We start from the raw sequence: 13,103 nt of genomic DNA, 5'->3' as shown, positions 1-13,103 counted from the left end.
GCCCTGCGTCGTGCTGCGTGGGGGAGCGTCAGCCGCGGTTGCGGACCTCGGGCTCACCGAGCTCCGAGTGCACGACGACGATCCCGCCCTGGACGGCCGGGTCGCCCTGGCCCTCGGCGGCCTCGACGACGTCGAACGACCCGGTCACGCGACCGGCGCCGCGGACGTCGAACTCGGCGGCCCGGACGCCCTCGATCGCGGCGGCCGGGACGGCGAGCTCGGCTGCGAGGATCGGGGTGCGCATGGACACCTTGGCCTCGGACTTGACCTTGCGCAGCGCGGCCAGCGCATGCCCGGCTGCCGTCAGGACCGCGGGGTCGGCGTCGCCCGCACCGGCACGCAGACCTGCGGACGTGGGCCACGGCGCGCGGTGCACCGAACCCGTGCGCCACCACGACCACACCTCTTCGGTCGCGAACGGCAGGTACGGCGCGAACAGACGCAGGAGGGTGTCGAGAGCCAGGGCGAGCGCGACGCGAGCCGACTGCGTCTCGGACGTGACGTCGTCGGGCCCGGCTCCCGCGCCGTAGGCACGGTCCTTGACGAGCTCGAGGTAGTCGTCGCAGAACGTCCAGAAGAACGTCTCCGAGAGCTCCAGGGCCCGCGTGTGGTCGTAGCCCTCGAGCGCCTCGGTCGCGCGGTCCACGACGTCGGCAAGGCCCGCGAGCATCGCCCGGTCGATCGGCTCGGTCACGAGGGCCGGGTCGAGCGTGATCTCGCTGCCGCCGAACGACAGCGCGAACTTGGACGCGTTGAGGACCTTGATCGCGAGGCGGCGGCCGATCTTCATCTGGCCGACCTCGAACGCCGCGTCGGTGCCGAGGCGGGCCGAGGCGGCCCAGTAGCGGACCGCGTCCGAGCCGTGCTCCTCGAGCAGACCCATGGGCGTCACGACGTTGCCCTTGGACTTGGACATCTTCTTGCGGTCGGGGTCCAGGATCCAGCCCGAGATCGCGGCGTTGGTCCAGGGCAGCGAGCCGTGCTCGAGGTGCGAGCGGACGACCGTGGAGAAGAGCCACGTGCGGATGATGTCCTGGCCCTGGGGGCGCAGGTCCATGGGGAAGACGCGCTCGAACAGGTCCGGGTCCGACTCCCAGCCGCCCGCGATCTGCGGGGTCAGCGACGAGGTGGCCCAGGTGTCCATGACGTCGGGCTCGCCCACGAACCCACCGGGCACGCCCCGCTGCTCGGCCGTGTAGCCGGCCGGGACGTCCGAGGACGGGTCGATCGGCAGGAGCGCCTCGTCGGGGACGATCGGGTGCTCGTAGTCGGTCTCGCCCGACTCCAGGACGGGGTACCACAGCGGGATGGCGACGCCGAAGAAGCGCTGGCGCGAGACGAGCCAGTCGCCGTTGAGGCCACCCACCCAGTTCTCGTAGCGCACCTGCATGAACTCGGGGTGGAACTTGAGCTCGCGCCCGCGCTCGAGCAGCTCCTCGCGCAGCGGCACGTCGCGCCCGCCGTTGCGGATGTACCACTGGCGCGAGGTGACGATCTCGAGGGGCTTGTCGCCCTTCTCGAAGAAGTTCGCCTTGCGCTGGGTCGCGACGGGCTCGCCGTCCAGGTCGCCCGTCTCGCGCAGCGCGTCGACCACGGCCGCGCGGGCCGAGAACGTCGTCTTGCCCGCGATCTCCTCGAACAGCGCGATCGCGCGCTCGGACGTGAGCCACGCCGGCGTCTCGCGCGTGATGCGCCCGTCGCGGTTGATGATCGAGCGCGTGGGGAGCTGGAGCTCGCGCCACCACTGGACGTCGGTCAGGTCGCCGAAGGTGCAGCACATCGCGATGCCCGCGCCCTTGTCCATCTGCGCGGCGGGGTGCGCCAGGACGGGCACCTCGACGTCGAACAGGGGGGACGTGACCGTGGTGCCGAACAGGCCCTGGTAGCGCTCGTCGTCGGGGTGCGCGATGAGCGCGACGCAGGCCGCGAGCAGCTCGGGGCGCGTGGTCTCGATGTAGACCTTCTCGCCGCCGGGCGCGTGGAACGCGACCTTGTGGAAGTGGCCGGGGTAGTCGCGCGCCTCGAGCTCGGCCTGTGCGACCGCCGTCTGGAACGTGACGTCCCACAGGCCCGGGGCCTCGGACTGGTACGCCTCGCCGCGCGAGAGGTTCCGCAGGAACGCCTTCTGCGCCACGATGCGGGCCGGGACGCCGATGGTCTGGTAGTGGTGCGACCAGTCGACCGACAGGCCCAGGCGGCGCCACAGCTCCTCGAACTGGACCTCGTCCTCGGCCGTCAGGCGCTCGCACAGCTCGACGAAGTTGCGTCGCGAGACGGGCTGCTGGTCGGCGGCCTTGACGCTCTTGCCCTCGGCTCCCTGGAGCGGGGGCTCGTAGCCCTCGACGTAGGGCAGCGTCGGGTCGCAGCGCACGCCGTAGTAGTTCTGCACGCGGCGCTCGGTCGGCAGGCCGTTGTCGTCCCAGCCCATGGGGTAGAAGACCTCGCGCCCGCGCATGCGCTGGAAGCGCGCGACGACGTCGGTGTGCGTGTAGGAGAACACGTGCCCGACGTGCAGCGAGCCCGAGACCGTGGGCGGCGGGGTGTCGATCGAGTAGACCTGCTCGCGGGTCTTGGAGCGGTCGAACGCGTAGGTGCCCTGTTCCTTCCAGTCGGCGTCGAACTTGGCCTCGAGGCCGTCGAGGCTCACCTTGTCCGGTACCTCTCCGACCACGGCACGGACTACCTCGGTGCCCTCGACGGGGGCGGGTGCGGCGGCGGTCGGGGAGGCGGGTGCGGGCGTGGTGCCCTCGGCGGGTGAACTCATGGTCGACATTCTCCCAGAATCTCCGGGGCGTCCGTAAAACGGCCGCTCACCGGACGGGACGGGCGCGACGGAGCGCTCGACGGAGGGGTGTCGGGGTCCCCGTCGCCCCCCCCGGAGGCGCCTCCGGGTGAGGGCCCGTCGAGTTTTCCCGAATGAACAAAGGTCCAAGGTCCCTGGTTGGCTAGGTCATCGACTCGTAACCTTCAAGCAAAGGCGTGGGCGTACGTGGGTGCGCCCTGTCTCCCCGCCGCCTTCTGCGAGGCCCGACCTTGGAGTAGCACATGACACTGATCGACAGCGCGGCCGTGCGCGACACCGGCGCCCTTCCCGCCGGCATCCCCGCAGGCATGGTCCTTCCCCCCGCTGTCCAGGCCGCCCTGGACGCGTGCGCGAACATCATCGTCCCCTCGTCCCGCGAGGAGCTCTACCAGCTGTCGCTCGGACCGCAGGGTGGGCCGAGGTTCACGGTCGAGTACGACGTGTTCGGCACGCTCGTCCCCGAGGCCGAGGTCGTCCGGTGCAAGAACGGCATCGCGGTGAACTATCCCGAGGACTACATGCGTCGCCGTGACCCCGACTGCATGCGCATCGCCGACGACCTGCCGACCGACAAGCCGCGCTACCGCGACGTGTTCGGCGCCGAGTTCGACGCGGTCAAGGCCGAGACGCTCGACTGGCTCGCGGGCCAGGACCTCGTCGTCGTACCCTTCAAGGCCGGCGGCCTCACGCACGGCTACCCGTCGCTCGCGATCTGTCCGGTCAACTCGGCCTTCTTCGCCCTGACCCTCGTGGACCTGCAGGGCTGGGTCACGTTCGACGAGCTCGGCCCGTTCGAGCCACGCTCGATCCTCTACGTCGCCCCACCCTTCCGGCACACCCACTTCGAGGGCCGCCAGGTCGTGGTCCACGACCGCTCCGAGACGCTGCACGAGGTCTTCGCCTACAACCTGTACCCGGGACCCAGCGCCAAGAAGGGCGTGTTCTCGGTGCTCCTCGACGTCGGCGAGCAGGAGGGGTGGGTCACCGCGCACGCGTCCTCGGTCCGGGTCACGACCCCCTACGAGAACGAGACCGTGATCATGCACGAGGGCGCCTCGGGCGGCGGCAAGTCCGAGATGTGCCAGGAGATCCGCCGCCAGGAGGACGGGCGCATCCTGCTGGGCACGAACGTCGTGACCGACGAGCCCTACGTCATCAACCTGGGCGAGACGAGCGCCCTGGACCCCGTGACCGACGACATGACCCTGTGCCACGTCGACCTGCAGACCGGTGCCGGGCGGCTCGTGGTCGCCGACGCCGAGGACGGGTGGTTCGTGCGCGTCGACAACCTCACGGGCTACGGCCAGGACGCGCACCTCGAGCGGGCCTGCATCCACCCCGACCAGCCGCTCGTCTTCTTCAACATCGACGGCGTGCCCGACGCGACCGTGCTGCCCTGGGAGCACACGCTCGACTCGACGGGCAAGCGCTGCCCCAACCCGCGCGTGGTCGTGCCCCGCCACCTCCTGACCGACGTCACGGGGGCCGAGGAGGTCGACGTACGCACCTTCGGCGCCCGGATGCCGGCCTGCACCCGCGACAACCCGACCTACGGGATCATGGGCATGATGCACATCGTGCCGCCGTCGCTCGCGTGGATCTGGCGGCTCATCGCCCCGCGCGGCGACAAGAACCCGTCGATCGGCGAGTCCAAGACCGCGACCGACAAGCTCGCGCACGGCGGCATGGTCGCCGAGGGCGTGGGATCGTACTGGCCCTTCTCGACCGGCACCAAGGTCGCGGCCGCGAACCTGCTGCTGCGCCAGCTCGTCGACATGGACCGGACCCGCTACGTGCTCACGCCCAACCAGCACATCGGGGCGTACAAGGTCGACTTCGCGGCCGAGTGGCTCACGCGCGAGTACCTCGCGCGCCGCGGCGGCGGCAAGATCCGCACCGAGGAGCTGACCCCCTCGCGCTGCCCCCTGTTCGGCTACACGCTCCAGGAGATGAAGATCGACGGGCAGCTCGTGCGCCCCACGTTCCTCAAGCCCGAGATGCAGTCCCAGGTGGGCGTCGAGGCCTACGACGCGGGGGCCAGGATCATCACGGACTTCTTCAAGAGCGAGCTGCAGCAGTTCCTCACCGACGACCTGGACCCCCTGGGCCGCCAGATCATCGAGGTGTGCCTGCGCGACGGATCGGTCGAGGAGTACGCCGCGCTCACCCCGCTGTTCACCTGATCGAGGCCCGCTGAGAAGAGGACGGCCCGCCCGGTCCGCACGACCGGGCGGCCGTCCTCCGGCAAGTATCAGATACCGGCGCTCGGGCGCGAGGCGCCCGTACTAAGGTCGGTCCATGGACTTGACGATCGGCTACGCCGCCATGCTCGAGCAGTTCCACCCGACCGAGGTGATCGCCCTCTCCGAGTATGCGGAGAGCAAGGGCTTCTCCGGCGTCATGGCCGCGGACCACTTCCAGCCCTGGGTCCCCGCGCAGGGGCACTCGGCATTCGTGTGGAATGTCCTGTCGGCCCTCGGCGAGCGCACGCGCGGCGACCTGGGCCCGGGCGTCACGGCGCCCACGTTCCGTTGGCACCCCGCGATGGTCGCGCAGGCCTCGGCGACGCTCGCCGCGATGTACCCGGGGCGCCACTGGCTCGGCCTGGGCTCGGGCGAGGCGCTCAACGAGCACGTCACGGCGCAGTACTGGCCCGAGGCCCCCGAGCGCATCAACCGCATGTTCGAGGCCATCGACATCATCAAGAAGCTCTTCGCCGCGTCGCTCGCGGGCAAGGACACCAAGCACTCGGGGCAGTTCTACAAGCACGAGTCCACGCGGCTGTGGACCATGCCCGAGGTCGCCCCCGAGATCCTCGTCGCGACCGCAGGGCCCGTCACGGCCAAGCGCGCCGGCAAGCACGCCGACGGCCTCATCACCGTGGGAGCACCGCTCGAGAAGATCTCGATGCTGTTCGGCAAGTTCGACGACGGCGTCCGCGAGTCCGGCCGTGATCCCCAGACCATGCCCAAGGTCCTCCAGCTCCACATGTCGTGGGCCGAGACCGACGAGGAGGCGCTGACGAACGCCATGACCGAGTGGCCCAACGGCGGCATGAAGTTCCCCAAGGCCGACATCCGCTCGCCGTTCGACTTCGAGCAGATGGCCAAGCTCGTGCGGCCCGAGGACTTCGAGGGGCGCCTGGTCATCTCGTCCGACCCGGACGTGCACCGCGCCTACATCCAGAAGTTCGTCGACCTGGGCTTCGACCGCATCTACCTCCACAACGTGGGCCGCAACCAGCGCGAGTGGATCGACACGTTCTCGCGCGACGTCCTGCCGAAGCTCGTCCGGTGACGGGCACGTCCGTCCCGCTGCCCGACGGCGGAGCTCGCGCCGAGCGGCAGGCGTCGCCCGGGGCGGGGCGCGCCGAGGGCGACGACACGCGCTTCACGGTCGTGGCGCCGTCGGGCATCGGGGAGATCTCGCCCGGTGACGACCTGGCGCGCATCATGGGGGACGCGCTCGACCGCGAGGGCGGGCTGCGCGAGGGCGACGTCGTGGTCGTGACGAGCAAGGTCGTGTCCAAGGCCGAGGGGCGCGTGGTCGCGGCCACCGACCGTGAGCAGGCGATCACCGACGAGACCGTGCGCGTCGTGGCCACCCGGCCGTCGCCCGGGGGAGTGCTGCGGATCGTCGAGAACCGGCTCGGCCTCGTCATGGCCGCCGCAGGCGTCGACGCGTCCAACACCCCCGAGGGCACCGTGCTGCTGCTGCCCGTCGACCCCGACGCCTCGGCGCGTGCGCTGCGGGCGGCGCTCGCGGAACGGTTCGGGGCACGCGTCGGGGTCGTCGTGTCCGACACCGCCGGGCGCGCCTGGCGCGAGGGGCTCACCGACCTGGCGATCGGTGTCGCCGGGGTGGTCGCACTCGACGACCTGCGCGGCGGCGTCGACTCGCACGGGCGTGAGCTGTCGGTGACCGTGACGGCCGTCGCGGACCAGATCGCCGCGGCCTCCGAGCTCGTCCGGGGCAAGGCCGCGGGGCGCCCCGTGGCCGTCGTGCGCGGGCTCGGGCGGTTCGTGACCGACGACGACGGGCCGGGGGCGCGCGTGCTCGTGCGGGACTCGGGGACCGACATGTTCCGTGAGGGCTCCGCGGAGGCGTACGCGCGGGGCGTGACCGATGGGCGCGGTGCTGCAGGCCCGGCTGGGGCTGCGGCGGTCGATCCCGGGGAGGCTGAGCACGTCGCGCGCGAGGCCGGGTACGCGGACGGGTATCGCGATGGGTTCGCCGAGGGGTTCCGTGAGGGGACGGGGAATCCGCAGCAGGGTTGATCCTGCCGTCGGTGGTCTGGGTGCGTCCGGGTTCGTCCGGGTGCCGAGAACGAGGTTGCGGTCCTTCTGAGGGGCTTGGTGACCGCAAGGTCATGGTCGACTGGACGGAAGGTCGTGCTCGATGACTGCTGGGGGTGGCGGATGACGAGGCAGGAACCGGGAGCGGACCTGAGCCGGCTCGCACGGGAACTCGCGTTCTCCGGCGACCTGGCCGACGAGCACGTCCGGTGGGTGCTCTACAACCAGGCGCTCGGGCGGGGCCTGCACGACCTGGTGGCCGCTGCCGTCGCCGAGGACGACGACCAGGTCATGGCGAGCGGGGTGGTCGTCGCCGCTCTCGAGCGTGTCCCGTCGGTAGACAGGGAACGCTGGGTGGCCCTCACGAGCGAATGGACGGTGGCCGACTTCGTGGCCCGGCGGGCCGCGGAGCTGGAGATCCTCGAGTCGGTGTCGGGTGCCGTCGCTGCGGTGAGCGATGGGCTCCGACGTGCGGACGAAGGTCTGGGCGTCGACGGCTGGTCCGACTGGCTCCAGCTGCGCGCCGCGAGCTCCGCGACCCGTGCCGACGTCCTGGACGCCCTCGCCGGGGGCGGTCGGACCCGCCGGATCCGGCACGCCGCGGCGACGAACCGCGGCCGCGGTGCCGGTGCCGGCGGTGAAGGGTGACCGCGGTGACCCCGGTGCCTCGCCCACTCTGGTGCCTCGCCGCTTCTGACGACTCGCCCACTCTGGTGCCCCGGGGCCGGGTGCCGAGCATGCGGTTGTCGTCGCATCTCGGGCCCTGAGGGACGCCGACCGCATGCTCGTGGGACGCCAACCGCATGGTCGTGGCCGCCAGGGCTGGACGCTCCAGGGCGACGGCTTCCGTCATCCGGAGCCGGCGCCGGGCCGAATCTCCTGGGCGGATCGGCCGGCCGCTCGCTATCGTTCCTGGATGCTGCCTGCCTCCTGGATCCCGCACCGCCGCCCCGAGGACCGTGACCACATCGGGTGGATCCGGCCCGACGGCGATGCCTGGGTCGCCGTCTCGTTGCTGGGGCACGACCTCACCGGCCCGGTCGACTGGCTCGACGCCGAGGAGGCTCTCGACGGCACCGGCCTGTCCTGGCTCGCCGACGTCTGGATGCTCGACGGCGAGGGTCCGGACCCGGTCCGCGTCCGGCTCGTCGAGGTCACGCCCGAGCGCGTCGTGGTCCAGACCGACGACTTCGGGGCGATCGACGCGCAGGTCGTCCGGCACGAGCTGCCGTGGCCGGCGCCGGCACGGCTGCGGCCGCGACGTGCGAGCGACCCCGACGGGACGATCGCGTTCGGGTCGGCGTGAGCCGCCAGGCTCAGTCCATCGTGGTGACGCCCTCGTAGAGCCCCAGCCGGTTCCCGTCGAGGTCCTCGAAGACCGCCCACCAGCTCGTCGGGCTGATCTGCGACCTGCCCATGAGCACCTTGCCGCCGAGGGCCTCGACCTGGGCGAGCGACTCCTCGATCGAGTCGACCTCGACGTAGCTGCGCGGGCTCGTGAACCCTTCCTCGCGGGGGGCGAGGCCACCACCGCTGATCTGGTTGGGGGCCCGCCACATGGGGTATCCCTCGAAACCGGGCGCCTCGGCGATGTCCCACCCGAACAGCCCGCTGTAGAACGCGCGGGCGCGGTCGGTGTCGCCGACGGGGATGTCGATGTGCGTGATGTCGCCGTGAGCCATGAGGTCCTCCTCGGGAACGGGCACGGGGCCGCGCCCTCTCCTCACGCTACGCGCGGCGGGACCGGCTCGCTGTGGGCGGCGTGGTCGTCGACCCGTTCAGGCGGCCTCGACGTCCGCCGTGACGTGACGACGACGTCAGCCGGTCGCAGCTCGAGGCCCTGCACGGCGGTGCGCCGCGCGTGCTCGCACCGATCCCACCACCCCGGACGTGGTGCCGCGTCCTTGCTCGAACCGGGCGGAGAGCCGGTTGCTCGACCCTGGACGGAGAGGAGTGACATGCGAGCGAACATGCACCGGGCCGGGAGCGTCCCCGGTGACGTGCCGGAGCGTCAGCCCCGGGCGGCCCGTTCGGCCTTCGCGGCGGCCTTGGCCGCCTTCTTGGTCTCGCGCACCTGGTCGAGCGAGTGCTGGTCGACGACGTCGGCGATCGAGCGTCGCGACCCTTCCTCGCCGTAGGCCCCCGCAGCCTCGCGCCACCCCTCGGGCTGGACACCGTACTGCTTGCCGAGGAGCGCGAGGAAGATCTTCGCCTTCTGCTCCCCGAAGCCGGGCAGCGCCTTGAGCCGCTTGAGGACGAGCGCCCCGTCCGGGGCGCCGCCGTCGGGTCCCGGGTCGGTCCACAGGCGCGTGACGTCGCCGTCGTACTGCTCGTCGACGACCTGGGCCACGGCCTGCACGCGGCCCGCCATGGAGCCCGGGTAGCGGTGGATCGCCGGGGGAGTGGCGGCCATCGCGGCGAACGCCTCGGGCTCGGCAGAGGCGATGCGGTGCACGTCGAACCCGTCCATGCGCTGGGAGATCTTGAGGGGCCCCGCGAACGCCGACTCCATGGTGACCTGCTGGTCGAGGAGCATGCCGATGAGCAGTGCGAACGGGTCCGTGGACAGCAGCGCGTCGGCTTCCGGGTCGCCGGTGAACCACAGGTCGTGTGCCATGTCCCCATCATGGCAGCCGGGTCGAACCGCCGCCGGGCCGGCATGCCTGGAGTCGGCGGGGCGGCACCAGTTCCACAGCCCGCTCCGTGGGGCGCCCGGTGCCCGACTGTTTGACGCGTGTCAAACAGGCCTCTACAGTTTGACATGTGTCAAACAACAGCGAGGCGAGCCGCCTCAGCCCCGACGAGCGCCGCGAGCAGATCCTGCGCGTGGCGTCCGAGCGTTTTGCGCGCGAGGGGTTCGACGCGGTCTCGGTGCGCGACATCGCGCAGGAGGCCGGGGTCACCCGGGCGCTCGTCTACCACTACTTCCCGGGCAAGGACTCGCTGCTCGACGCCGTCCTGCGGCGTGAGGCCGAGGCCATCCTGATGGCGACCTCACCGCTGCCCGGGCGCAGCGCCCGCGAGAACCTCGAGCGCGCGCTGGGCGCGTATCTCGACCACTTCTCGGCCAGCAGCGGTCAGCTGCGTGACCTCTACGCGCCGCACGCCTCGGCTCCGGCGCTCGTGCACGAGCTCGCCGCCGCGAACCACGTGGTCCAGGTCGAGCGGATCCTGGACTACCTCGACCTGGCCGACACCACCCTGTCGCGCCTCGCGGTCGGGGGCTGGCTGGGGTTCGTCGAAGAGGTCGCGCGAGAGAGCGGTGGTGGCTCGTCGGTCCCGCGCGAGCAGGTCCTCGGGCTCTGCCTGCGCGCGCTGGGTGTCGTGACCGGATCGCCCCTCGTGCTCGGGAGCGGCGAGGAAGACAGCATCGAACCATCGACCAGGGAGAACAACTCATGAAGATCGCCGTGCTGGGTGCTACCGGCAACATCGGGTCGCAGGTCGTCGAGCAGGCCGTCGCGGCCGGCCACGAGGTCATCGCGTACGCCCGTCGCCCCGAGGCGGTGCAGACGCGTCCGGGAGTGACCGTCGTCCGGGGCAACCTCGACGACTCCTCCGCGCTGGCAGACGCCGTGCGCGGCGCGGACGTGGTCGTCTCGGCCGTGGGCGGCCCCGCCAAGGGCAAGACCTTCATGCAGCGCACCCTGCCCACGATCGTGGAAGGGCTCGAGAAGGCGGGCGTCGACCGGTTCGTGCTCGTCTCGGCGTTCGGCGTGGGTGACACCGCAGCAAAGGCCTCCTGGTTCGCGCGACTGATCTACAGCACGGTCATCTCGTCGATGTTCAAGGACAAGGCTGCGTCCGAGGTGGTCCTGCCGGGAACGGCCCTCCGCTGGACGATCGCGTACCCCGTGAACCTCAAGAGCGCACCCGCGCTGGCTTCCGAGGCCGTCGAGCCGCTCGACGAGGTCGGCAAGGTTCCGGGTCTGCCGACCCTGCCGTTCGCTAACGCGGGCAGGGCGCTCGTGAAGATCGCCACCGACCCGGGCTACGTGGGTCAGCGGGTCCTGGTCACGACGCCGAACGGCTGGCGCCCCGCGGCGCGGTGACGCAGCACGGCGGCCCGTGAGGCGCGCGGCGCCGAGACGTCCGGCCTACGGGCTGGGCGTGCCGGACGGCGAGCGTCCCCGTCGGGGGAACGGTGACCGCGACCGGCCGGGCGGGGCTGCTGGTAGCGCGCGATGTCGATGGCGCGCCGGTGGTGACAGGCGGGCCCTCAGCGGGGTGGTCCCACCCGTCCGTCGAGGAAGTCGTCCACCCGCAGCCCCTGCAGGGCGACCCTGATCACGCCCGGCACGAGCTGGAGACCTGCATCGCCGTGGAGCCGTCGCAGGTCGTCGACGACGTACCCGCGCCCACCTCGCGTGAGCCCGAACAACCCGACGGCCTCGACGTTCTTGAGCCAGTCGACGTCGGTCCCGTACGTCAGCGCGATGACCACGCGGACCTCGCGCGGCGCGGTGGCCGACGAGGGTTCGCGGAAGGCCAGCACGGGGGTCGTGAACGGCCGGCCGCTGCGTCGACCGCGATGGTGGACCGTCGCGAACGGCGGCACGCGTGACGATACGCGGAGCACGAGCGGGTTGAGGTACCGCTTGTTGGTCCGGGTGACCAGGTGCGGGATGGGCATGTCAGCCATGGTGCGCGCCTGTGCGCGGTGCGGCCAGCGCACGGTGCCCGGGTGAAGGCAGCCGATCGTGCCGAGCATGCGGAAGTCGTCCTCCGAGCATGCGGTTGGCGTCGTCCTGGACCCGGATCGCGACGCCAACCGCATGGTCGGCACCGGTGTCGCGGCTCCGGTGCGACGGCGCGCCACGCGTCGAGCACGAGGTTGTGAGCACGCGAGCACGACCTTGCGATCGCCAGGCCCGCCATATCGACCGCAACCTCGTGCTCGGCACCCGAGGAGCCCTCCGGCGCCGCGCGAGGCGCACCGTCAGGCCGCCCCCGACCCGGCCTCCGCACGCTCCCGGTGCGCCGTCGGGCTCATGCCGCGCACACGCGTGAACGCGGCGCTCAGTGCGAACGGCGTCCCGTACCCGACCTGCCGGGCCACCGAGCCGACGGTCGCCCCTGGTTCGAGCAGCAGGTCTGCGGCGAGGGTCAGCCGCCATCCCGTGAGGTAGCCCATGGGCGGCTCGCCCACGAGCTCGGTGAAGCGCCGCGAGAACGCGGCCCGTGACAGCCCGACGGTCCGCGCGAGCGACTCGACCGTCCAGGCCCTGGCCGGGTCGTGGTGCATGAGTCGCAACGCGTGCCCGACCACCGGGTCGGCGTCCGCGCGGTACCACCCCGGGGCCTCGCCGCGGTCGAGCCATGCGCGCAGCGCGCCGATGAGCAGGACGTCGAGCAACCGGTCGAGCACGGCCTCCTGGCCGGGGCGGTCCTGCGAGACCTCGCGCGCGAGCAACGAGACGAGGTCGGCGTCGAGGTCCCCGCGGCGCAGAACCACGAGCGGGGGCAGCACGCTCAGCAGCCGGCCACCCACCTCGCCGTCGAGCGGGTAGGTCCCGGTCAGCAGCACGGTCGGCCCGTCGGGGTCGTTGCCCCAGGTCCGGACACCGAGGTCGACCAGGGGAGAGGGGGCGTCGCCGACCGCCCGGCAGGCGCCGACGGCATCGCTCACCATCTGCGGCGCCGTCCCCGGTGAGTCGGCCACGGTGTAGTGGCGGGGCCCGCGCACGAGCGCGACGTCGCCCTCGTCGAGGTGTGCCTCGAGCGGTGGTTCGTGGGGCCGCGGGCCGGCGTCCATCCCGATCCAGGCCGACCCGCGCACGACGGGCACGAGCGTCAGGGGCGCCTCGTCCTCGATGCGCATCGACCACGGCGGCGCGAGGAGCGAGCGCAGCAGGAAGGCGCCCCGTGCGCGGGGGCCGTCGAGGAGTCCGGCGACAGCGTCCATGCCACGACGGTACGCCCCCCGCGTCCTCGACGGAAGACGAACGGACATGCTCCCGAGCCGTTCGACCATGGAACGTCTCGCCGGAGACCGGTTGACTCGA

12 protein-coding genes are annotated in these 13,103 nt (G+C 71.8%); 7 read left to right on the top strand and 5 right to left on the bottom strand.

Features of this window, described 5'->3' with window-relative positions:
• Window positions 1–28: 28 nt before the first annotated feature.
• Window positions 29–2,764 carry a valine--tRNA ligase gene (valS, locus tag ACFWFR_RS03380; RefSeq protein ID WP_377621170.1) on the bottom strand — a complete coding sequence of 912 codons (2,736 nt, stop codon included), beginning with the start codon at window positions 2,762–2,764 and terminating at the stop codon, window positions 29–31.
• 347 nt (window positions 2,765–3,111) lie between these two features.
• On the opposite strand from valS, the gene ACFWFR_RS03375 reads away from it, so the two are divergent.
• The 5 genes from ACFWFR_RS03375 to ACFWFR_RS03355 all read left to right on the top strand — a co-directional run bounded on the left by ACFWFR_RS03375 (window position 3,112) and on the right by ACFWFR_RS03355 (window position 8,404).
• Entirely contained in the window at window positions 3,112–4,986 is a 1,875-nt protein-coding gene (locus ACFWFR_RS03375) for a DUF4914 family protein (RefSeq protein ID WP_377621178.1), read from the top strand.
• Between the two features lie 115 nt (window positions 4,987–5,101).
• The gene (locus ACFWFR_RS03370) at window positions 5,102–6,100 is read left to right on the top strand and encodes a TIGR03557 family F420-dependent LLM class oxidoreductase (RefSeq protein ID WP_138824860.1); all 999 of its coding nucleotides are present in this window, start codon (window positions 5,102–5,104) and stop codon (window positions 6,098–6,100) included.
• A 101-nt stretch (window positions 6,101–6,201) separates the two neighbouring features.
• Window positions 6,202–7,080: a coenzyme F420-0:L-glutamate ligase gene (cofE, locus tag ACFWFR_RS03365; RefSeq protein WP_377621176.1), complete on the top strand. Its 879-nt coding sequence runs from the start codon at window positions 6,202–6,204 to the stop codon at window positions 7,078–7,080.
• 141 nt (window positions 7,081–7,221) lie between these two features.
• Entirely contained in the window at window positions 7,222–7,746 is a 525-nt protein-coding gene (locus ACFWFR_RS03360; protein WP_377621168.1) for a hypothetical protein, read from the top strand.
• A gap of 268 nt (window positions 7,747–8,014) precedes the next feature.
• Window positions 8,015–8,404, top strand: a complete 390-nt coding sequence (locus tag ACFWFR_RS03355) for a hypothetical protein (RefSeq protein ID WP_377621166.1) — start codon at window positions 8,015–8,017, stop codon at window positions 8,402–8,404.
• 10 nt (window positions 8,405–8,414) lie between these two features.
• On the opposite strand, the gene ACFWFR_RS03350 is transcribed toward ACFWFR_RS03355, so the two are convergent.
• Together ACFWFR_RS03350 and ACFWFR_RS03345 are read right to left on the bottom strand one after the other, a co-directional pair.
• Entirely contained in the window at window positions 8,415–8,780 is a 366-nt protein-coding gene (locus ACFWFR_RS03350) for a VOC family protein (RefSeq protein WP_377621174.1), read from the bottom strand.
• A gap of 329 nt (window positions 8,781–9,109) precedes the next feature.
• Entirely contained in the window at window positions 9,110–9,715 is a 606-nt protein-coding gene (locus tag ACFWFR_RS03345) for an HhH-GPD-type base excision DNA repair protein (protein WP_377621164.1), read from the bottom strand.
• Window positions 9,716–9,861: 146 nt separating this feature from the next.
• Here ACFWFR_RS03345 and ACFWFR_RS03340 point away from each other — a divergent pair, with 146 nt between their 5' ends.
• Both ACFWFR_RS03340 and ACFWFR_RS03335 read left to right on the top strand, forming a co-directional pair.
• Complete coding sequence (locus ACFWFR_RS03340) at window positions 9,862–10,500, top strand: TetR/AcrR family transcriptional regulator (RefSeq protein ID WP_377621162.1); 639 nt, start codon at window positions 9,862–9,864, stop codon at window positions 10,498–10,500.
• Window positions 10,497–11,150: an NAD(P)-dependent oxidoreductase gene (locus tag ACFWFR_RS03335; RefSeq protein ID WP_377621161.1), complete on the top strand. Its 654-nt coding sequence runs from the start codon at window positions 10,497–10,499 to the stop codon at window positions 11,148–11,150. Before ACFWFR_RS03340 ends, ACFWFR_RS03335 begins: the two co-directional genes overlap by 4 nt.
• A gap of 167 nt (window positions 11,151–11,317) precedes the next feature.
• Here ACFWFR_RS03335 and ACFWFR_RS03330 read toward each other — a convergent pair whose 3' ends face one another.
• Complete coding sequence (locus ACFWFR_RS03330) at window positions 11,318–11,731, bottom strand: nitroreductase family deazaflavin-dependent oxidoreductase (RefSeq protein ID WP_377621159.1); 414 nt, start codon at window positions 11,729–11,731, stop codon at window positions 11,318–11,320.
• A gap of 306 nt (window positions 11,732–12,037) precedes the next feature.
• Window positions 12,038–13,003 carry an AraC family transcriptional regulator gene (locus tag ACFWFR_RS03325; protein WP_377621158.1) on the bottom strand — a complete coding sequence of 322 codons (966 nt, stop codon included), beginning with the start codon at window positions 13,001–13,003 and terminating at the stop codon, window positions 12,038–12,040.
• Between the last annotated feature and the right edge of the window lie 100 nt (window positions 13,004–13,103).

It is taken from the genome of Oerskovia sp. NPDC060287 (genome assembly GCF_042726775.1).
In the GTDB taxonomy this organism is placed as follows: domain Bacteria; phylum Actinomycetota; class Actinomycetes; order Actinomycetales; family Cellulomonadaceae; genus Oerskovia; species Oerskovia merdavium.
Note: the sequence above shows the minus strand (reverse complement) of the source record. Positions and strands in the feature narration are given on the sequence as shown.